This is a genomic window from Zhengella sp. (assembly GCF_041397485.1).
GTDB lineage: Bacteria > Pseudomonadota > Alphaproteobacteria > Rhizobiales > Rhizobiaceae > Zhengella.
This window is the reverse complement of the sequence record NZ_JAWKWO010000001.1, coordinates 237,830-258,616: the sequence shown is the minus strand read 5'-3', so window position 1 is coordinate 258,616 and position 20,787 is coordinate 237,830. Positions and strand designations below refer to the sequence as shown.

Below are 20,787 nucleotides of genomic sequence, written 5' to 3'. Positions count from 1 at the left end.
ATGGCCGCAATGAAAGACACCGCTTCTGCCGCATACGCGCCGGGTGCCTACGCCGCCCGGGCGCGGACCTGGCTCAAGGAAAACCTGAACGACCGGCTGCGCACCGACCGCGCGCATGACACGCCGGCGACACTGGACGAGTTGAAGCAGTTCGAAGCCGCCCTCTACAAGGCCGGCCTGGCCGGGATCACCTGGCCGCAAGCCTATGGCGGCCACGGTCTGACATTGCGCGAGCACCTGGAGGCCAATCGCGAGATCGGCCTGGCGCCCGCGCCCAACGCGGTCAACTCCATCGGCAAGGAACTGGTCGGCCCGATCGTGCTGGCGGTCGGTGACGAGCGCCAGAAGAGCGAATTCCTTCCGGCGATCCTCGACATGGACACCGTCTGGTGCCAGGGTTTCTCCGAGCCTGGCGCGGGTTCGGACCTGGCGGGCCTGCGCACCCGCGTCGAACCCTGCGCCGACGGTTGGCGCGTGAATGGCCAGAAGATCTGGACCAGCGGCGCATCGAAATCGCAGCGCTGCCTGCTCCTGGCGCGCACTGGCGTGCCGGAGGACCGGCATCGCGGTCTCGTACTCTTTGCCGTGCCGATGGACCGGCCCGGTATCGATGTGCGTGAAATCCGCTCCATCGATGGCGACCGCTCCTTCTGCGAGGTGTTCTTCACCGATGTGATCGTCGATGAGGCCGACATGCTCGGCGCGCCGGATGAAGGCTGGCCGGCGGCGACCCGTGTCCTGTCCATCGAGCGGGCGACCAACCGGATGTATCGCGCCTGGCGCTTCGAGAGCGAACTCGATCACCTCATCACGGCCTGCCGCAGCGACGAACGCAGCCTGCGCATCCTTCGCGGCTATGCCCGCGACCTGGCGCAGGTGCGTGTCGAGATCGAGATGCTGAAGGGCCATGTCGAAACCCTTGTCGACAGCCTTCTGGCCGGTGAGGAAATTGGCCCGCGCGGCAGCTTTCCCAAGCTTTACTGGTCTGAATCGCACCAGCGTTTCGCCCAGATCGCCCATGAGGTGGTCTCGCGCTTCCCCGCCAATGCCGGCCAGCCCCTGCGCGACGTGAAGGCGCGCATGGAAAACCTCTACCTGCACAGCCGTGCCGAGACGATCTATGCCGGAACGACAGAAATCCAGCTGGACATCATCGGCAAACGCATTCTGAACCTTTCCAAGGCGGCCTGACCATGAGCGACGAACTGGATCCGAAGGACTTCGAGGACACCGCGAGAGCCGCGGTCGAGGCTTGCGCAACGTCTGGCGATTGCGCCGGGCGCGCCCGAGTGCTGGCCGATGCCGGCCTGCTGGGCGTCATCGCGCCCGAAGAGGCCGGCGGGCTTGGCCTGCCGCTGAAATATGCCGTTCCGGTCGCCGGTGCTGCCGGCGCCGGACTGCTGGCCTTTCCGCTCATCGAGAGCCTTTTACTGGCACGGGCGCTGGCCGGTATTGACGCGGGCGAGGCCGGACGCATCTGCGCGGGCGAAACCGTGGCGACGATCGCCTGGAGCGGCGTCGACACGGACGGGCTTGTGGCCAATGCCCCCATGGGCCGCGACGCCAGCCGCGTGCTGATTTTCCGCGCCGGTGGCGGTGCGGTTCTGGCCTCCATGAGCAATGTCGTGCGCCTTGAGGCGGCGGCGGATGAATGGAATGTGGACGCGCCTGCCGCGTCGCTGCGTTGCGACGGCCCGATCGAGGGGATCGAGTTCGATGCGGAAACGGTGCGCAAGCTGCATGCCGACGCCAACATCCTGCGCGCCGCCCATATCCATGGCTCGGCCGCCCGCTGTCTGTCCCTGGCCATGGGTCACGCGCAGGAACGCGTTCAGTTCGGCCGCCCGCTTTCCGCCTATCAGGTGCTGCGTCACAAGATGTCGCGTGATGCCCTTGCCATCGAAACCATGAAGAACGGCATTGCCCGTGCGCTGTCGGATCATGGCGAGGAGGCGGGTCTTGTCTGCGAGGCCGCCTGGCTGAACGCAGCCCGGCAGGGGCCGGCAGTCGCGGAAAACGCGATCCAGATCTTCGGCGGCATGGGTTTCACCTGGGAAGTTCCGCTGCACCGGCACCTGCGCCAGATGCGGGCGCTTGCCGCCTATGGTGCGGCCGCCGACGGACTGGAGGCCCTTGGCGACGCATTGATCGCGTCGTCGGTGAACGAATGGTACGGGGAGATCAATCATGGATGAGCGCAAATCCGTTCTCATAACCGGTGCGGGCCATGGCATCGGCCGCGCGACGGCCAGGCACATGGCGGCGCGCGGCTGGGTGGTCGGCATCAATGACCTGAAGGAGGAATTCGTCGCCGAGGCGGTGGAGGAAATTGCCTCCGCTGGCGGCACGGCGGTTCCCGTCGTCGAGAACGTGTCGACGCCGCAGGGCGTCGAGGCTGCGGTGGCGGCGCTTGTCGCAAGGACCGGTCGGCTGGACGGCATGGTCAACAATGCCGCCTGGGTTCGCTACCAGGCGATCCCCGACATAGCGCCGGAAACGGTGGACCGCATGCTGGCCGTCGGCTTCTCCGGCGTGATCTGGGGCATCAAGCACGCCGCCGCCGCCATGGACGAAACGCGCGGCGGAACCATCGTCAATGTCGCTTCCGCCGCCGGGTTCCGGTCTGCACCCAATTCGCTGGTGTACAGCGGTATCAAGGCGGGCATCATGGGCATGACCCGCGCCGCTGCGGTCGAACTCGGGTCGCGCAACATCCGTGTCAACGCCGTGGCGCCATCGGCCATTCCCACCGAGGGCACGGCGAAACACCGCAATGCCGAGCGCGATGCCAAACGCATCGCCAACACGCCGCTGGGCCGGCTTGGAACGGTGGACGACATCGCGCGCGCCATCGTCTACCTGCTGGAGGCCGAAAGCGATTTCGTGACCGGTCAGGTGCTGTCGGTGGACGGCGGCATCGGCATAGCGATCACGTGAGCGGTGGCACCAGGATGACCGGCGGAACGGACAGGCAGGACGGGCGGCTCGCGCTGGTGACGGGCGCGGCAAACGGCATCGGCTGGGCAACGTGCCGTCAGCTTGCCGCCGGCGGCTATCGCATTGCCCTGGCCGATATCGACGGCGAGGCCGCCCGGGCGCGGGCTGGCGAACTGGGTCCCGGCCATGTCGCCCTGCCGGTCGATCTGACCGACCGGGCCGCGGCATCCGCTTTGCCGGCGCGTGCCGTCGCCGCGCTTGGCGGGCTGGATGTCATCGTCAACAATGCCGGCGTCACCGATACCTCAGGCAAATCGATTGCCGATTTGCCCGAAGCGGCCTTTCAAAGACTGGTCGATCTCAACCTGCTGGCGGTGGAGGCCATTTGCGCCGCCGCTGCCGACATCCTTCAGGCCGGTTCGGCCATCGTCAATCTGGCCTCCGGCGCATCCTGGCGTCCACTGGCCCTGCGCGGACCCTACAGCGCCACGAAGGCCGGAATTGTCGCCCTGACGCAAGCCTGGGCGAACCGGCTCGCGCCGCGCGCAATCGCCGTTGCCGCGATTGCCCCCGGCTATACGCGCACGCCGCTTGTGGAGGAATTGCACCGGGCCGGGCGCGTGGATCTGGACAAGGTTGCGCTGACCATCCCGCTGGGGCGGCTGGCAATGCCCGAGGACATCGCCTCCGTCATTGTCTTCGCCGCAAGCCATGAGGGCAGGTCGATTTCAGGTGAAACCCTGCTGGTCGATGGTGGCGGGTCCGCGGGCCCGCCCACCCCGGGGACTGCACCGGAACCGGGCAGCAAACCGCAGGGGCGTATCGCCGTGATCGGCGGCGGACCCGCCTTTGCCGGCGAAACGTCGAACGAAATTGTCAGGCTGGCCGATCCGGCGCAGATCGGCGCTGCGGGTCCGCTGCGCGCCGTCATCGACATGCGCCTGCTCAATGAGCGCACCGGCGCGGCCGCCGCTCTCGGTGCTGTCCGGGAAACGGCACTGGCCTGCGCTGCCCACAAGGCGCGCACCCGCGATTTCGCGCTTCTGCATGTGCTGGGCGAGGGCGATCGCCCCGAAACGGCCGCTGCCATTGCCGCCAGCGAGATGCTGGCGCGCACGATCGCCCTGGAATGGGCGCCAGCCGGCATTCGGGTGAATGCGCTGCGCTGGCGCGGAGAAACGCCGGACGGGCTAGACCCCCTGTGCCGGTTCCTGGTTGGCGCGGGCGCCGGCATGATCGTTGGCCAGGCCATCGCGGCCGGCGCCGCGCAGGCCGCCATGAACCCGCGAATACAATGAACGCATCTGAACCGAAGGGAGGGGCAATGCGATACCTGGTTGAACGAATGGAAGACCTCATTGCCGGGCTTGTGACGGCATTGATCGGTGTGTTCATCATCTTTGAGGCCTCCGGCTACAAGCTGGGCACGCTCCGCAGCATGGGGCCGGGCTATTTCCCGATCATGCTCGGCGGCGCCATGGTCGTCCTGGCATTGCTGATGATCGTCACCGCGCGGCCCAACGACATGCCGCCGGTTGCCGGAAGGGACCAGGTGCGCGGAACCCTGTTCGTCGCGGCCGCCTTCATCGCTTTCGCCTTTACCGTGGAAACCGCCGGCCTGCTGGTTTCGGTCTTCCTCGTCGTCTTTCTTTCGGCGCTGGGCAACCGCAACACGACGATCAAGACCGCGCTCGTTCTCGCAGCCGCCGCTTCCATCCTGTCGACCCTGATCTTCCGTGTCGGGCTCGGCCTCCAGATCGAGGCCTTCTGACATGGACACGCTGCTTTCGGATCTTGCACTCGGTCTCTCGGTCGCCGCCTCTCCCGAGGGGCTTTTCTACTGTTTCCTGGGCGTCTTCCTGGGAACCATCGTCGGCGTGCTGCCCGGTGTCGGCATCATGGCCACCATGGCCATGCTGATGCCGATCACCTACCACATCGACCCGACCTACGGTCTCATCATGCTGGCCGGCATCTACTATGGCGCCGATTTCGGCGGCTCCACCGCCGCCATCCTGATGAACCTGCCAGGCACGGCGGTCAGCGCCGTGACCGGCATCGAAGGATACCCGATGGCCAGGAAGGGGCGGGCGGGGCCTGCGCTTTTCATGAAGGCCATCGCATCCTTCGTCGGTACCTCGTTCGGCGTCGTGCTGCTGGCGGGCTTCTCGGTGCCGTTGTCGCGCGTGGCGCTGAAGTTCGGACCGCAGGAATATGTGGCGCTGATGATGCTGGGCCTCGTTGCCGCTGCGGTCATCGGCACCGGCCGATCGATCCGCTCGCTGGCATCCGTGGCGCTCGGCCTTGCCATCGGCCTGATCGGCCTGGACCTCAACAGCGGCACCGCCCGCTTCACATTCGGCGTGACGGAATTCTATGACGGCTTGCCGCTGGTCGCTGTCGCCATCGGCCTGTTCGGCCTTCCGGAAATCATCGCCAATGCCGGGCGCATCGAATTGCCCAAGGTTCAGGAGGGCAGGATCCGCATGAAGGACATGACGCCGACACGCGAGGACTGGCGCCGTTCGGCCATGCCCATGGCGCGCGGCTCGGTCATCGGCGGCTTCTTCGGGGCGCTGCCCGGCACCGGCGGACTGGTTGCGACCTTCGTTGCCTATGCCGTTGAGCGGCGTGTCAGCAAGCATCCCGAAGAATTCGGCAAGGGCGCCATCGAGGGCGTCGCGGCGCCGGAATCGGCCAACAACGCATCCGTTCAGGCCGCCTTCATTCCAACGCTGAGCCTCGGCATTCCCGGCGATCCGGTCATGGCGATCATGCTCGGCGTCATGATGATCCACGGCATCCTGCCGGGTCCGGATGTGATCCAGTCCAAGCCGGACCTGTTCTGGGGCCTGGTGGTCAGCTTCATCATCGGCAATTTCATGCTTCTCGTCCTGAACCTGCCCTTGATCGGCATGTGGGTGAAACTGCTGAAGATCCCGTACAACCTGCTCTTCCCGGTGATTGTCGCCTTCACCTGCATCGGCATCTACAGCGTCAATTACCAGGTGCTCGACGTGTTCGTGCTGCTCGGCTTCGGCTTTCTGGGAGTCGGCATGCGTGCGCTCAATTTCGAGGTGGCGCCGCTGCTGCTGGGATTTGTTCTCGGACCCATGATCGAGGTCTATTTCCGCCGCGCGCTGGTCGTCTCGGGTGGCGATTTCAACACCTTCATCGATCGCCCGATTTCCGCTTCGATCGTCGCCGTGATCGCCGCCGTGATCCTCTGGGCCGTCGGCTCCGCGGCCTGGAAGGGCTATGCGCGCCGCCGCCGAAACGGGGAGACGGCCAATGCATGACGGGGAAACGCCGGACTCGGGCAGGAATGGCGACGACGCATCCGCCTTCGGTCCGCTTGCCGGCCTGAAGGTCCTCGACATCGCCACCATCATCGCGGGGCCCTTCGCGGCCTCGCTTCTGGCGGATTTCGGCGCGCAGGTCACCAAGTTCGAAATCCCGGGCCAGGGCGACGGCCTGCGCGGCTTTCCGCCCTTTCGCGAAGACAAGCCACTGTGGTGGAAGGTGACCAACCGGGGCAAGCGCTACGGCACGCTGGACCTGCGCCAGCCCGAAGGCCTGGAGATCATCAAGAAGCTGATCGCCACCCACGACGTGCTGATCGAGAATTTCCGCCCCGGAACGCTGGCGAAATGGGGCCTGGACCGCGACACGCTCTGGGCGATCAATCCGAAGCTTGTGATCCTGCGCGTTTCCGCCTTCGGACAGACCGGCCCGAAGGCAGGGCAGGGCGGCTTTGCCCGCATTTTCGAGGCCATGGGCGGCCTCACCTACATCACCGGCATGAAGGACAGCGCGCCGGTTCATCCCGGTTATCCGATCGGCGACAGCATCGGCGCGCTGTTCGGCGCCTTCTCCATCATGGCCGCGCTCTACGGCATCGATCGCGGCCGCAGCAAGGGCGAGGAAATCGACCTGGCCCTGACCGAGGCGACGTTCCGCATTCTCGACAACATCGCCATCGAGTACGACCAGCTCGGCCTGGTGCGCGAGCGCGACGGAAACAACAACCAGTACACCGCGCCGGCCAATGTGTTCCGCACCGGCGACGGCCGTTTCGTGACGGTGACAGGTTCCACCAACAGCATGGCCGCGGCCAACCTGCGCGCCATCGGGCGGGCCGACCTGATCGACGATCCGCGCTTCGCCACCAATCGCCAGCGTCTGGAATATCGCGACGAACTGGACGCTGTTTTCGCCGCCTATATGGAGACGCACACGCTGGAGGAGGTGCTTGAAGCCTTTGCCCGTGAGGGCGGCGCCATCGGACCGATCCATTCGGTAGAGCAGATTGCCGCCGATCCGCAGATGCAGGCGCGCGAAATGATCGCGCGGGTGGCGGATGAGGATTTCGGAACGGTCGGAATGCAGAATGTGGTCCCGCAGCTGACCTGCAATCCGGGCCGGATCCGATGGGCTGCCAAGGGGCTTGGCGCCGATACCGACACCATCCTTGAAGAATTGGGCTATGCGCCGGACGAGATCGCCGCGCTGCGTGAACGCAAGATAGTCTGAAAGGACATGCCTATGAACGATCAGGCAATGAGCAGGACCGCCCTGCGCGTCGAAACGCCGGAAAACGGGATCCGCCTGCTGACCCTTGACGGACCGGCCACGCGCAATTCCATCGGCCGGGTCCAGTATGAGGCCCTTCGCGATGCGATTGTGGATGCCGGTGCCGATCCTCATGTGCGCGCGGTCGTTCTCGCCGGCGCCGGCGGCTTTTTCTGTTCCGGCGGCAATGTTGCCGCCTTGCAGGAAAGCCGCAAGCAGACATTGGCGCAGGTGTCGCGCAACACGGACGCGCTGGCCGCCATGATCCTTGCCATCCGCGCCTGTCCCAAGCCGGTCATCGCGGCTGTGGAGGGCGGTGCGGCCGGTCTGGGCGTCGCCTTGGCGCTGTCCTGCGACATGATCGTCGCGGCGGAACCGGCAGCGTTTACCGTCGCCTATGTGAAGATCGGCCTGACGCCCGACGGCGGAACGCTGCATTTCCTACGCGAGGCCCTGCCGCGTCAGCTCGTTTCGGAACTGTGCATGCTGGGCCGCCCGGTCACCGCGCAACGGCTGCATGCTGCCGGCGCGGTCAACCAGCTTGTGCCCGAAGGCGGGGCGCTGGAAGCGGCAATGGCGCTGGCTGCTGCCTGCGCATCCGGCGCGGCAGGTGCCATCGCCGTCATCAAGGCGCAACTGGAAGACGCCCCAACCAAGGGCCTTGCCGCCCAGATCGAGGTCGAAAGCCGGGGCATCAATGCCGCCCGCTATGGCGACGAGGCCGGCGAGGGCCTGGCTGCGTTCCTGGAAAGGCGGCTGCCGGATTTCGCGGTCCTGCCGGGCGATGGAGGCAAACGGTGATCCGCGACCAGGCCCGCCTCGATGCGCTGCTGGCCGATGTTCATGCCTGGGTGCGCGCGGTCGCGCATCCGGCCGAGGAGCAGGTGGCCGAGACTGGTGAAGTGCCGGACGGAATTGTGCAGGACATGGCCGCGCGCGGCTTTTTCGGCTGGTCGATCCCCGAGGAATATGGCGGCCTGGGGCTGACGACCGAGGAACTGGTGCTCGCCGCCATGGAACTGTCGCAATGCGCCGTCGCCTTCCGTGCCCGCGTCGGAACCAATACCGGCATCGGCTCCGAGGCGCTGGTGGCCGACGGCACGCCGGAGCAGAAGCAGGAATTCCTGCCGCGCCTGGCCAGCGGCGCGGTGACCGGCAGTTTCGCCCTGACCGAACCGGACGCGGGATCGGACGCGACGGCGCTAACGACATCGGCAAGGCGCGACGGGGACGACTACATCCTCGACGGACGGAAGTGCTACATCACGAACGCGCCCATTGCCGGCCTGTTCACCGTCATGGCGCGCACCGACCCCGGTTCTTCCGGCGCGCGCGGCGTCTCCGCCTTCATCGTCGAGCGCGGCAGTCCGGGCCTGACGACATCCGAGCCCTACAGGATGATGGGGCAGGCGGGATCACCGGTCGGCGAGGTGCGTTTCGAGGGCGTTCGCGTCCCGGCCCGGAATCTGATCGGCGGCGTCGAGGGGCAGGGCTTTCGCACAGCCATGAAGGTGCTCAACAAGCAGCGCATCCACCTGGCCGCCCTGTGCACGGGGCCGGCCATCCGCATGCTTGACCTGGCGATGGATCATGCCGAGCAGCGCCATCAATCCGGCCAGGCGATCATCGACTTCCAGCTTGTCGCCGCGCTTCTGGCCGACTGCCGGACGGAGATCGAGGCGGCGCGCGCCCTGATCCTGCAAACCGCCCGAGCCCGCGACGAGGGAACCGATATCGCGCTGGAAGCCTCGATATGCAAGTATTTCGCCTCCGAAGCCTGCGGGCGGGTGGCCGATCGCTGCGTTCAGGTGTTTGGCGGCGCCGGCTATGTTGCCGACCACAGCCCGATCGAGCGCTACTACCGGGATGTCCGCCTGTTCCGCCTCTACGAGGGCACGAGCCAGATCCATCAACTCAACATTGTCAGGCAGATGCGCAAGCGCAGGCAGGCCGGATGACGGCTGGTGCCGGAGCCGTGTCAGCGGCGCCGGTTTCACATTTCTGAAACTTTTCTTCGCCCGCCCGCGGGCGTTGACTTACCGGTCGGTTAGCCGGAAGCTTTTTGAGAAAACCCGGTCAACGGGCAACAGTGGGAGGGGAAGGGTTCGCATGCTAGGACTCATGCAAGACCGTCAATTGCTCATTTCATCGCTGATCGAGCATGCCGCGGCCTATCATCCGGACGTGGAGATTGTCAGCCGCACCTGCGAAGGCGTGGATGTGCGCACGAATTACCGGCAGATAAGGTCGCGCGCGGCGAAACTGGGCAAGGCGCTGCTGGCCATGGGCATCCGGCCGGGCGACCGGGTCGCGACGCTTGCCTGGAACACCCATCGCCACATGGAACTCTATTTCGCCGTGTCCGGAATCGGCGCGGTGCTGCATACGGTCAATCCGCGCCTGTTTCCCGAGCAGATCGACTATATCCTGAACCACGCGCAGAGCCGCGTCCTGTTCTTCGACATCACGTTCGACGGGCTGGTTGCCGACCTGGCGCCCAGGCTTGACAAGGTAGAGACCCTTGTCGCGATGACCGATGCCGGGCATCTGCCGGCCATGCCGGGCGAATGCCTTGCCTATGAAGACCTGCTTGCCGGCCAGACGGACGATTTCGACTGGCCGCAATTCGATGAGAAGACAGCGTCCTCGCTGTGCTACACCTCCGGCACGACGGGCAATCCCAAGGGCGTGCTCTATTCGCACCGGTCCACCGTGCTGCATTCCTTCGCTGCCTGTTCGGCCGACGGCCTGCGCCTGTCGAGCGCCGACACGGTTCTGCTTGCCGTGCCGCTCTTCCACGTCAATGCCTGGGGCATTCCCTATGCGGCGGCCATGTGCGGCGCCAGGCTGGTGCTACCCGGCCCGCAACTGGACGGCCGGAACCTGTTCGATCTCGCCGTCGCGGAACGCTGCAATTTCTCGCTGGGAGTGCCCACCGTCTGGCTGGGCCTGTTCCGGCATATCGACGAGACGCCGGGCATCGACACCTCGAAGCTCTGCCTTGAACGCGTGGTCATCGGCGGATCGGCGGCGCCGCGCGCCATCATAGAGCGCTTCCGTCGGGATTTCGGCGTCTTCGTCATCCATGCCTGGGGCATGAGCGAGACGAGCCCGCTGGCCTCCATCGGCAATCTTCTGCCGAAACATGCGGGTCTTTCGGACGATGAGCAGGTGGATGTGCAGGTGCTGCAGGGCCGCGCCATCTACGGCGTGGAACTGCGCATCGTGGACGAGGAGGGAACACCGCTGCCGCAGGACGGATCGGTGTCGGGCGATCTGAAAGTGCGCGGGCCGTGGGTCACGGCGGGCTATTTCAGGGGCGAGGGTGGCGTGGTCTTGGACGGGGAAGGGTGGTTTGCCACCGGCGACGTCGCGAAGATCACCGCCGATGGCTATGTCCAGATCACCGACCGGTCCAAGGACGTCATCAAGTCCGGCGGCGAGTGGATTTCCTCCATCGACCTGGAAAACGCCGCCATGGCGCACCCTGATGTGCAGGAAGCCGCGGTCATTGGCCTGCCGCATGAGCGCTGGCAGGAGCGGCCGTTCCTGATTGTCGTGGCCAAGGCTGGACGGCAGCCCTCGCGCGAGGCGCTGATGGCTTTCCTTGCAGACCGTGTCGCCAAATGGTGGCTGCCCGACGACATCGCCTTTGTCGACGAGTTGCCGCACACCGCAACGGGCAAGTTGCAGAAGACGAAGCTGCGCGAGCAGTTTCGTGAACATGCCTTGCCAGCGTGAAGGCCATGCCGGGCAGGGCGGGGAGGCCGCTGTCCGGTTTTCGTGAAATGGGCGGCCGGGCCGCTGGAGGAGATGTCCGTTGCAGAACAACCTGATCAAGACCGAAATCGCCGATCACATCGCGCTGTTGACGATGGACAATGCGCCCGTCAATGCCTTTTCGCGCGAGTTCGCCGAGGAACTGACCGACGTCTTTGATGAATTGATGGACACGCCGGAAGTCCGCGTGATCGTCATTACCGGCCGCGGCAGGATTTTCTCCGCCGGCGCCGACATCAAGTCGCGCGGCAATGTCGGCGCGGTGAAGGGCGAGACGTGGAAGCACCTGCGCCGCACCCGAGAAGTGGCCAACTGCATCCTGGAATCGAGCAAGCCGGTCATCGCGGCGGTGAACGGTCCCGCGCTCGGTGCGGGTATGGGGCCGATCGTCAATGCCGACATCATTCTTGCCTCCGAAAATGCCGTCTTCGGCCTGCCGGAGATCGACATCGGCCTCATGGGCGGCGCGCGTCACACCATGCGCATCTTCCCCCATTCGCTGGCTCGCAGGATGATCCTGACGGGCTATCGCGTGCCGGCGGCGGAAGCCTACCGCCGCGGTATCATCGAGGCGTGCGTGCCGCATGAAGACCTCATGGACGAGGCGATGAAGATCGCCCGCGAGATTGCGTCGAAGAGCCCGAAGGCGCTTGCCCTCGCCAAGCGCGCGATCAACACGGTGGAGAACATGCCGCTGCGCGACGGCTACCGCTTCGAACAGAATCTGACGGTGGAGATGACGAAGCACGAGGATTCGAAGGAGGCCATGCGGGCATTTCTGGAAAAGCGCAAGCCGGTGTTCAGGGACGACATCTGATGGCGATAGGCACACAGGCCGCCTCCGGTGGCGACAATGTCCTCATTGGACGCAACCTGAGCAAGGTCTTCGGCGGTTTCGCAGCCGTCAAGCATGTGAACCTGGAAGTGAAGCGCGGCTCCATCCATGCGCTGATCGGCCCGAACGGGGCGGGCAAGACCACCTGCTTCAATCTGCTGACCAAGACCCTGCAACCGACCGAGGGGCAGATCATCTTCGATGGCGAGGACATCTCCGGTCTGCGCACCGCCGAGGTGGCGAAACGCGGGCTCGTGCGCTCCTTCCAGATTTCCGCGACCTTTCCCAACCTGACGGCCCTGGAAAACGTGCGCGTCGCGCTGCAATCGCGGTTCGGCAAGGCCTATCACTTCTGGCGCTCGCTGGCGGCCGTGGCGCCGCTCAATGCGCGCGCCGGGGAACTGCTGGAACAGGTCGGGCTTGCCGGCAATCGCGACACGGTCGCCGCAGAGCTGTCCTATGGCAAGAAGCGGGCGCTCGAAATCGCCACGACATTGGCGCTCGAGCCGCGCGTCATGCTGCTGGACGAACCGACTGCGGGCATGGGGCACGAGGATATCGAGCCGATCACCGCTCTCATCCGGCGCGTTGCCGAGGGGCGGACCATCCTGCTGGTGGAGCACAATCTTTCGGTCGTCGCATCATTGTGTGACACGATTACCGTGCTGCAGCATGGCGAGATCCTGGCGGAAGGCACCTATGCCGAGGTTTCCGCCAATCCGGATGTCGTCACCGCCTATATGGGAGGCGTCGATGAATGAGCACGCGAGCAACCCCGTGCCCGCCCGGCCGCTGCTTTCGGTTGAAAACCTGAACGCATGGTACGCCGAATCCAAGGTCCTGCACGGCATGACCTTCGATGTCCGGGAAGGCGAATTGCTGACGCTGATCGGGCGTAACGGCGCCGGCAAGACCACGACGCTTCGCTCCATCATGGGCTTTCTGCAAAAGCGCACCGGTTCCATCCGGCTCGATGGCGAGGAACTGATCGGGCGGCGCACCTACGAGATCGCCCGCAAGGGCATTGCCTATTGCCCGGAGGAACGCGGCATCTTCTCCGGCCTGTCGGTCAGGGAGAACATGTTCCTGCCACCGGTCCTGCGCGAAGGCGGCATGTCGGATGCCGATCTCTACGCCACTTTCCCGAACCTGCGCGCAAGGGCGGCCAGCCGTGGCACCCTGCTTTCGGGCGGCGAACAGCAGATGCTGGCCATTGCACGCATCCTGCGCACCGGCTCGCGCCTGCTCCTGCTCGACGAGCCGAGCGAAGGGCTTGCTCCCGTCGTGGTGCAGGAGATCGGTGCCATCATCCAGAAGCTCAAGAAACAGGGTTTCACCATTCTGCTGGTCGAGCAGAACCTGCGTTTCGCGCGCAAGGTGGCCGATCGCCATGTCGTGGTCGAACATGGCAAGGTCGTCGATATCCTGACGCGTGACGAATTCGACACCGGCATGGACCGGGTCAAATCATATCTGGGGGTATGAGCGCCATGTTCGAGAACATATCCATCCAGTTGCTGATGGGGCAGGTGCTCCTCGGCCTCATCAACGGCTCGTTCTACGCCATGCTGTCCATGGGACTGGCCATCATTTTCGGCCTGATGAACGTCGTGAATTTCGCCCATGGCGCGCAATACATGCTGGGCGCCTTCGTGGCCTGGATTCTGCTGACAACGCTTGGCCTGCCCTATTGGGGCGCGTTGTTTGTCGCGCCCATCATCGTCGCTGTCTTCGGCATGGCGATGGAACGCCTGATCCTTCGCCCGCTGCAGAACCTCGACCACCTCTACGGCCTGCTGGCCACCTATGCCATGGTGCTGGTGCTGGAAGGCCTTGTGCGCCAGCAATTCGGTTCCACCGGCATACCCTATCAGAACCCCATTCCCGGCGGTGTGAATCTCGGCTTCATGTTCCTGCCCTATTACCGGCTCTGGGTGGTGGTCTTCTCGCTCGTCACCTGCATCGGAACCTGGCTGCTGATCGAGCATACCAAGCTGGGTGCCTATCTGCGCGCCGCCAACGAGAAACCGCATATCGTGGAATCCTTCGGCATCAACGTGCCGCGGATGATGACGCTCACCTATGCCTTCGGCGTCGGCCTGGCGGCCCTGTCGGGTGTGCTGGCCGCACCGATCTACCAGGTCTCGCCCTCCATGGGGTCGAATGTCATCATCGTGGTCTTCGCCGTCGTCGTCATCGGCGGCATGGGGTCGATCGCCGGCGCGGTGGTTGCCGGCTATGCGCTCGGTGTCGTGGAAGGGCTGACCAAGGTTTTCTATCCGGAAGCCGCGTCCGTGGTCATCTTCCTGTTCATGGCGGCAGCCCTCTTCTTCCGGCCCGCAGGCCTCTTTTCCGGCAAGGAGTCCATGTGATGAAACCGGTCCATCTGGCCCTGGCCCTGGGTCTCGCCGCTGCTTTGGCCGCGCCCTTTTTCCTCTATCCGGTCCTGCTGATGACGATCCTGTGTTTCGTCGTCTTCGCCTGTTCGTTCAACCTGCTGCTGGGCTATACCGGGCTGCTTTGCTTCGGCCATGCCATGTTTTTCGGCACCGCCGCCTATATGACAGGGCTTGCCCTCAAGACGACCGGCATTTCGGTGGAACTGGCCATCGCCTTTGGCGGCATCGTGGCAGGCATGCTGGGATTGGTTGTCGGCTATCTCGCCATCCGCCGGCAGGGCATCCAGTTTGCCATGATCACGCTGGCCTTCTCGCAGCTCGTCTTCTTCGTGCTGCTGCAAAGCGAGTTCACCGGCGGCGAGGACGGCATGCAGGCCATTCCGCGCAACCCGCTGTTCGGTTTCATCAACGTCGATGACAGCTTTACCTACTATTACGTGGTCCTCGCCATGGCGATCCTGGCGATTGCCGCTTACTACCGCATCGTCAATTCACCCTATGGCGAAGTGCTGAAGGCGGTGCGCGACAACCAGCAGCGCGTGGAATCGCTCGGCTTTTCACCCGAAAGGGTGAAGCTCGTCGCCTTCGTGCTGTCAGCCACAATGGCCGGTGTGGCCGGAGGCATGAAGGCGACCGTCTACCAGTTCGCCACCCTGACCGATGCCTCCTGGCAGGTGTCTGGCGAGGTCATCATCATGACCCTGCTCGGCGGGCTTGGAACGCTGACAGGACCGCTTTTCGGCGCCGGCATCATCATCTGGCTGAATGACGAACTGGCCGGCTTCGGCGAATGGGCGCTGATCCTCCAGGGTGTCATCCTGCTTGTGGTGATCATCTTCTTCCGCCGCGGATTTGTCGGCGAACTCTCCGCGCTTGCACGCTGGATCGCCCGGCGAAAGGAGGCTGGCGGGGTGTCGTCCACGCAGGCACCGGTGAGCGAAAGGGCGGCGGCCAGCAAGAATGGCTGAGGCCGGCGGCAATCAGATTTCGATATCGATCGGCATGTCGAACGGATCGGAATGCTGGATCGACTTCGCCGCCCGCTGCAGCGCGACGAGATAGCGTTCGCGGTTTGCCCGCACCCTGTCCACCACGCCGCCGAGCCCGAGCGCGACCGGCTGGTTGTGAATGGTGACCGGCAGCAGCACGCACAGCGTCGCGCCGCCGAGAAAGGGTATGTTCTCGGTATATCCGTAACCCTGCGCCCGGATCTGCTCGACCTCCGCCATGATGCTGGCGGTCTTGACGCGCTCTGCCGGTTTCTCGATGGCGATATTGGTCCGCCGTACGATATTGTCGATCTTCTCGTCCGGCAGCGTGGAGAGCAGCACCCAGCCCACCACCGAATGGGTGAGGAAGCGCAGCGTTCCCTCATCGACATGGAATCGCATGGCGTGGATCGACTGGATGATCTGCACATATTGCAGATAGATGTCGTTGCGGGCGTTGATCGAGACTGTCTCTCCGGTTGCAGCATGCACGTCATGCATGGCTTCCAGCACGCGTGTGCTGCCGAACAATGCGCGCGGGATCCAGTCGCCCAGCGCCGTTACCTTCGGTGTCGGAAAATACAATCGCTCGACACGGTCGAAATTCAGATAGCCGAGGTTCACCAGCGTCTTCAGGAGGACGGTCGTGCTCGACTGCGGATAACCCAGCGCCTGGGCGATGTCGGACATGCCGCAGGGTTCCTTGATACGCTTGAAAAAGTCAAGAATTTCAATGGCACGCGTGGCGGATTTGACCTGGGACGTCTGCATTGTCGGTCTCCCTTCGACGGGTCCATTTTCAGAAATGTGAAACTGGACCGCAAGGATGAAATGGTTCTGGTCACCCCCGGGTGCCCGTGACAAGCTGTTTCCGTCAAGCCGGAAACAAGGCTTCGAACAGGAATAATGAGACGGGAAGCCGGGTGGATTTTCCGTCAGGGGAGGTGGCTCGCCATGCAATGCAGGCGTTCGGACATCCGGTTTGGCATACAACCTGTGATATTTTTCGGCAGGGCGCGGCGAGTGCGGTTTCCTTCTGTGGGAGCGCGGACATGAGCGGCCGCCTTCAGGGCCGGGTCGCGCTCGTCACCGGTGGCGGTCGCGGCATCGGCCGTGCCATCGCAGAGGCTTTTGGCCGTGAGGGCGCGCGTGTGGCCGTGCTCGACCTCAAGGCGGACGTCGCAGGGCAGGCTGCCGCCGCCATTCGTGATGCCGGCGGCGAGGCAGTGGCCCTGTCCGGCAATGTCGCCAGCCGTGATGATGTCTTCAGGGCTGTGGCCGCGGCGAAAGAGGCTTTCGGTCCGGTCACGATCCTCGTCAACAACGCGATGTACAACCGCTATGGCCCGCTTGAGGAGCAGACCGAGGAACTGGTCGGGCGCATGGTCGATGTCGGTTTCAAGGGCGTGATCTGGGGCTATCAGGCGGTCATGGATGGCATGACGGATGCCGGTGGCGGCGCCATCGTCAATATCGCTTCGCCGGCCGCCGTGCTCGCGATGAAGAACGGCATCATGTATTCCGCCGTCAAGGCGGCGGTTGCGGCCTCGACGCGCTCGGCGGCCGCGGAGTTCGGTCCGCGCGGCATTCGCGTCAACGCCATTGCGCCGGGTCCGACGCCGACCGAAGGCGCCAATCGCGTCGTCACCGACGAGGCCTGGGAACGGCGCCGTCAGCGCATGCCGGTCGGCCGTCTCGGCACGCCGGAAGACGTGGCCAATGCGGCCGTCTTCCTGGCCAGCGACGAGGCAGGCTTCATCACCGGCGACATGCTCTTTGTCGACGGTGGCATCACCTACGCCTTTTCCTGACGGCGCGCGGGAGGGTCGCCGTCTCTACGTGCAGTGAGAAGACACAAACCCAGTGGAGGAATTGACATGAAGAACACACACAAGATCGGCGCCGCGGTCCTTCTGGCCGCTTCGACCGTTCTCACCCCTTTCGCCGTGTCGGCCGAGGGGATTTCGGACGATATCATCCGCATCGGCATCATGAATGACCAGTCCGGCCCCTATGCCGACAATTGCGGACCAGGCTCCGTCGTGGCTGCCCGTCTCGCGGTCGCCGACGCCGGCGGCGAGATCGACGGCAAGAAGATCGAGATCGTCGTCGCCGACGACCAGAACAAGCCGGATATCGGCATGGCTGCCGCGCTGAAATGGATCGACCAGGAGGGCGTCGACACCATTGTCGGCTGCTCGGCATCCTCGATCGCCGCGGCCATCAGCGACATGATGAAGGAAAAGAACAAGCCTTACCTTCTGGCCGGTTCGGCTGCCAGTTTCTTCACCAATGACAAGTGCAACGCCATGACCACGCAGTGGATGCAGGACACCTATGCGATGGCCAAGGCGACCACCAACGCGCTGCTTCAGGCCGGCAACAAGACCTTCTACTTCATTACGGTGGATTACACCTTCGGCAAGGTCTGGCAGGAGGATTCCACCGGCTTCATCGAGGCTGGCGGCGGCGAAGTCGTGGGGTCCGTGCTGCATCCGCTCAATTCCAACGATTTCTCGTCCTACCTGCTGCAGGCCCAGGCCAGCGGCGCCGATGTCATAGCCCTTGCCAATGCCGGCAACGACCTCGGCAATGCCATCAAGCAGGCGGCAGAGTTCGGCATCACCCAGAGCGGCCAGAACCTCGCGCCGCTGGGCATGTTCATCAACAATGCCCATTCCATCGGCCTCCAGGCCCTGCAAGGCGTACGCTTCACCACGCCGACCTACTGGGATCTGAACGAAGGCACGCGCGAATTCGCCAAGCGCTATCGCGAGGCGTTTGACGACCGCTTCCCCAACGAAGCCCAGATGACGACCTACAGCGCCGTGACGCACTACCTGAAATCGGTCAAGGCGGCAGGAACCGACGAGGGCACGGCGGTCATGTCGAAGATGCGCGAAACGCCCATCAACGACTTCCAGTTCGACAATGTCTCGATCCGTGCCGATGGCCAGGTCATGCGTCCGTCGCTTTCCGTCGAGGTCAAGTCGCCGGAAGAATCCAAGGGACCGTACGACTACTATAACGTCATCGCGACGCTCGATCCCGAGCAGGTCTGGCGCTCGCCGGAAAACAGCGCCTGTCCGCTGCTCAAGCAGTAAGGCCTCCCAAGGCTGCGGCGGAGGGCTCCGGCTCTCCGCCGTCCGTTTTCCTGTCCTGAAGGCTCCACCATGACGCCCGAGATCCGCATCGTTTGCGATACGCCCGACATGCTGGGCGAAAGCCCGGTCTGGGACCACAGGTCGGGCCGGCTCTACTGGGTCGACGGGGTGTCGCGGCTGATCCGCTGCCTCGATCCGGCAAGCGGGGAAATGCATCGGTGGCGGACCCCGTCCATGATCGGGTCTGTCGCGTTGGCCGAAGGCAACGGCCTTGTCTGCGGCCTTGCCGACGGCATCTGGCTGATGGACAGGGCGACAGGGGACTTCACGCCGCTCTTCCGCCCTGAACCGGCCGATCCGGCCATCCGGTTCAACGACGGCAAGACCGACCGGCAGGGCCGCTTTCTGTGCGGCTCGATGGGCGTGCATGCCGATCCGCTGGGCAGCCTCTGGCGCCTCGATGGTGCAGGCAGGACACGCGTCTTCGCAACGGGCATCCGTATTTCCAATGCGCTGAGCTTCAGCCCGGACGGGCGGATCATGTATTTTGCCGACAGCCTGGAACGGGTCATCCGCGCCTGGCCCTATGGCCCCGCCGACGCGGATATCGGCGCGCCGCGCGTCTTTGTCGATACCGCACTTTGGGGCTCGGGCCCCGATGGTGCCACGGTGGACAGCGAAGGCTGCCTCTGGACCTGCCTGATCCAGGTGGGCAAGATCGCCCGCTTCACGCCCGATGGCGAACTGGACCGCCTGCTGGACGCGCCCACGGACCTGCCGTCGAGCCTGGCATTTGGCGGACCGGACATGGCCACGCTCTATGTCACCTCGATCATGGATTCCGGTTCCGGCCGCGCCATCTCCAGACACCCGAAAGGCGGATGCCTTCATGCCATCGAAGGGCTTGGCGCCACGGGAATTCCCGAGACGCCCTTCAACCCGGCCCCGCCCGGAAGCGGCGGCTGAAGGATCCGTTCCCCTCGAAGAAAGGTTTGCCTTCCATGGATCAGGACAGACTCACCGAACTCATGGACCGCGAGGCCATCCGCGATTGCATCTTTCGCTATTGCCGCGGTATCGACCGTGCCGACGAAGCGGCGCTGCGCGGCGCCTACTGGCCCGATGCCCATGATTGCCATGGCGCCTATGACGGGTCAGCGGAAGGCTTCATCGCCCATGCGCTGAAGGTGTTTCAGGCCGGACCGCGCAACGTGCACCAGGTTGCCAACATCCTCATCGAGTTCGCCGGCCCGGATGTCGCCATCGTCGAGAGCTACTTCAACGCCCTGCAACGTGGCCCCGACCGCGAGGGAACGATCCGCCAATACCTTCTGGCCGGGCGCTATTGCGACCGCATGGAGAAGCGCAACGGCGAATGGCGTGTTGCCGACCGCACCGTCGTCTATGACTGGGTGGAGGAACAGACCCCGCCCGAAGAAAGCGAAACCGAGCGGTTCGGGCCGCGCCTGCCGATTGGCGCCACGGCGCCGTCCGATCCGATCTATGCCTTGCGCCGTGCTGCCGGCCTTCCATGAGGTCGCCATGAAGACCAGCGCCATACCCGGGACCGACGGCTCGCCGGCTGCCGATGCCGTGTCCGAGGCCGGGTTCAAGGCGGCCATTCGCCAGGTGGCGGCGTCGGTGGCCGTGGTCACAGCCTCCAGCGGCAGCGCCCGCAACGGCCTGACCGCGACGTCGGTCTGCCCTGTCGCGCTGGCGCCGCCAACGCTTCTGGTCTGCGTCAACGAGCATGAACCGGCGCTGCCGGCGATGATGGCCAGCGGCGCATTCGCGGTCAATTTCCTGTCCGAGAGCCAGCATGGAATCGCCCGCCTTTTCTCCACAGCCAAGCTTTCTGCCCGTGCGCGCTTCGCAAAGGGCAGGTGGACCATGCTGGAGACCGGTTCACCGGTGCTGGAGGGCACTGTCGCCAGTTTCGATTGCCGGCTGGAACGGTTCATCTCCCATGCCTCCCACAACCTGCTTCTGGGCCGGGTCGTGGCAACGACTGTTCTTGATGAAAGCGCGCTGCTTCATCGCGACGGATTGTTCCGCCGCCTGGCCCCCATGATTTGAAAGGCTGGCTCTGGTGTGGCAGCCGCCCTTGCGCAGCGGAAGGGACACCGGCGGCTTCCGCCAGGGACCGGTCCTCTATCCTTTTGCCCTGCCGG

Annotated in this window: 21 protein-coding genes; 20 read left to right on the top strand and 1 reads right to left on the bottom strand. The window is 64.7% G+C overall.

The features are described 5' to 3' along the window. The 15 genes from R3D65_RS01115 to R3D65_RS01045 all read left to right on the top strand — a co-directional run bounded on the left by R3D65_RS01115 (nt 1) and on the right by R3D65_RS01045 (nt 15,491). Nucleotides 1-1,191, top strand: coding sequence for an acyl-CoA dehydrogenase family protein (locus tag R3D65_RS01115; protein WP_371273386.1), 1,191 nt, complete (start codon nt 1-3; stop codon nt 1,189-1,191). Between the two features lie 2 nt (nt 1,192-1,193). Continuing rightward, a complete protein-coding gene (locus tag R3D65_RS01110; protein ID WP_371273385.1) occupies nt 1,194-2,195 on the top strand; it encodes an acyl-CoA dehydrogenase family protein in 1,002 nt (333 codons plus the stop codon). Next, nucleotides 2,188-2,937, top strand: coding sequence for an SDR family NAD(P)-dependent oxidoreductase (locus tag R3D65_RS01105; protein WP_371273384.1), 750 nt, complete (start codon nt 2,188-2,190; stop codon nt 2,935-2,937). Before R3D65_RS01110 ends, R3D65_RS01105 begins: the two co-directional genes overlap by 8 nt. Nucleotides 2,938-2,951: 14 nt before the next feature. Next, the gene (locus R3D65_RS01100; RefSeq protein WP_371273383.1) at nt 2,952-4,235 is read left to right on the top strand and encodes an SDR family oxidoreductase; all 1,284 of its coding nucleotides are present in this window, start codon (nt 2,952-2,954) and stop codon (nt 4,233-4,235) included. Nucleotides 4,236-4,261: 26 nt separating this feature from the next. Further along, nucleotides 4,262-4,708: a tripartite tricarboxylate transporter TctB family protein gene (locus R3D65_RS01095; protein ID WP_371273382.1), complete on the top strand. Its 447-nt coding sequence runs from the start codon at nt 4,262-4,264 to the stop codon at nt 4,706-4,708. 1 nt (nt 4,709) lies between these two features. Next, nucleotides 4,710-6,236, top strand: coding sequence for a tripartite tricarboxylate transporter permease (locus R3D65_RS01090; RefSeq protein ID WP_371273381.1), 1,527 nt, complete (start codon nt 4,710-4,712; stop codon nt 6,234-6,236). Then, entirely contained in the window at nt 6,229-7,470 is a 1,242-nt protein-coding gene (locus R3D65_RS01085) for a CaiB/BaiF CoA transferase family protein (protein ID WP_371273380.1), read from the top strand. The genes R3D65_RS01090 and R3D65_RS01085 overlap by 8 nt, the downstream gene beginning before the upstream one ends. A gap of 12 nt (nt 7,471-7,482) precedes the next feature. Beyond that, nucleotides 7,483-8,310 (top strand): oxepin-CoA hydrolase, alternative type, encoded by an 828-nt coding sequence (locus tag R3D65_RS01080; RefSeq protein ID WP_371273379.1) that lies wholly within the window; start codon nt 7,483-7,485, stop codon nt 8,308-8,310. Beyond that, nucleotides 8,307-9,467, top strand: a complete 1,161-nt coding sequence (locus R3D65_RS01075) for an acyl-CoA dehydrogenase family protein (RefSeq protein ID WP_371273378.1) — start codon at nt 8,307-8,309, stop codon at nt 9,465-9,467. Before R3D65_RS01080 ends, R3D65_RS01075 begins: the two co-directional genes overlap by 4 nt. Before the next feature lie 151 nt (nt 9,468-9,618). Beyond that, nucleotides 9,619-11,250 carry a long-chain-fatty-acid--CoA ligase gene (locus R3D65_RS01070; protein WP_371273377.1) on the top strand — a complete coding sequence of 544 codons (1,632 nt, stop codon included), beginning with the start codon at nt 9,619-9,621 and terminating at the stop codon, nt 11,248-11,250. Between the two features lie 79 nt (nt 11,251-11,329). Beyond that, on the top strand, nt 11,330-12,106 hold the full coding sequence (locus tag R3D65_RS01065) for an enoyl-CoA hydratase/isomerase family protein (protein WP_371273376.1): 777 nt from the start codon (nt 11,330-11,332) through the stop codon (nt 12,104-12,106). After that, nucleotides 12,106-12,885, top strand: a complete 780-nt coding sequence (locus R3D65_RS01060) for an ABC transporter ATP-binding protein (RefSeq protein ID WP_371273375.1) — start codon at nt 12,106-12,108, stop codon at nt 12,883-12,885. The genes R3D65_RS01065 and R3D65_RS01060 overlap by 1 nt, the downstream gene beginning before the upstream one ends. Further along, the gene (locus R3D65_RS01055) at nt 12,878-13,609 is read left to right on the top strand and encodes an ABC transporter ATP-binding protein (protein ID WP_371273374.1); all 732 of its coding nucleotides are present in this window, start codon (nt 12,878-12,880) and stop codon (nt 13,607-13,609) included. The genes R3D65_RS01060 and R3D65_RS01055 overlap by 8 nt, the downstream gene beginning before the upstream one ends. A gap of 5 nt (nt 13,610-13,614) precedes the next feature. Beyond that, a complete protein-coding gene (locus tag R3D65_RS01050; RefSeq protein ID WP_371273373.1) occupies nt 13,615-14,496 on the top strand; it encodes a branched-chain amino acid ABC transporter permease in 882 nt (293 codons plus the stop codon). Then, on the top strand, nt 14,496-15,491 hold the full coding sequence (locus tag R3D65_RS01045; protein WP_371273372.1) for a branched-chain amino acid ABC transporter permease: 996 nt from the start codon (nt 14,496-14,498) through the stop codon (nt 15,489-15,491). The genes R3D65_RS01050 and R3D65_RS01045 overlap by 1 nt, the downstream gene beginning before the upstream one ends. Before the next feature lie 12 nt (nt 15,492-15,503). On the opposite strand, the gene R3D65_RS01040 is transcribed toward R3D65_RS01045, so the two are convergent. Continuing rightward, a complete protein-coding gene (locus tag R3D65_RS01040) occupies nt 15,504-16,283 on the bottom strand; it encodes an IclR family transcriptional regulator (RefSeq protein WP_371273371.1) in 780 nt (259 codons plus the stop codon). 281 nt (nt 16,284-16,564) lie between these two features. On the opposite strand from R3D65_RS01040, the gene R3D65_RS01035 reads away from it, so the two are divergent. The 5 genes from R3D65_RS01035 to R3D65_RS01015 all read left to right on the top strand — a co-directional run bounded on the left by R3D65_RS01035 (nt 16,565) and on the right by R3D65_RS01015 (nt 20,692). Continuing rightward, on the top strand, nt 16,565-17,323 hold the full coding sequence (locus R3D65_RS01035) for an SDR family NAD(P)-dependent oxidoreductase (RefSeq protein WP_371273370.1): 759 nt from the start codon (nt 16,565-16,567) through the stop codon (nt 17,321-17,323). Between the two features lie 66 nt (nt 17,324-17,389). Further along, complete coding sequence (locus R3D65_RS01030; protein WP_371273369.1) at nt 17,390-18,616, top strand: ABC transporter substrate-binding protein; 1,227 nt, start codon at nt 17,390-17,392, stop codon at nt 18,614-18,616. 69 nt (nt 18,617-18,685) lie between these two features. Beyond that, nucleotides 18,686-19,582: an SMP-30/gluconolactonase/LRE family protein gene (locus tag R3D65_RS01025; protein ID WP_371273368.1), complete on the top strand. Its 897-nt coding sequence runs from the start codon at nt 18,686-18,688 to the stop codon at nt 19,580-19,582. 35 nt (nt 19,583-19,617) lie between these two features. Continuing rightward, nucleotides 19,618-20,151, top strand: coding sequence for a nuclear transport factor 2 family protein (locus R3D65_RS01020; RefSeq protein ID WP_371273367.1), 534 nt, complete (start codon nt 19,618-19,620; stop codon nt 20,149-20,151). A gap of 7 nt (nt 20,152-20,158) precedes the next feature. Continuing rightward, on the top strand, nt 20,159-20,692 hold the full coding sequence (locus R3D65_RS01015) for a flavin reductase family protein (RefSeq protein ID WP_371273366.1): 534 nt from the start codon (nt 20,159-20,161) through the stop codon (nt 20,690-20,692). Nucleotides 20,693-20,787: the final 95 nt, after the last annotated feature.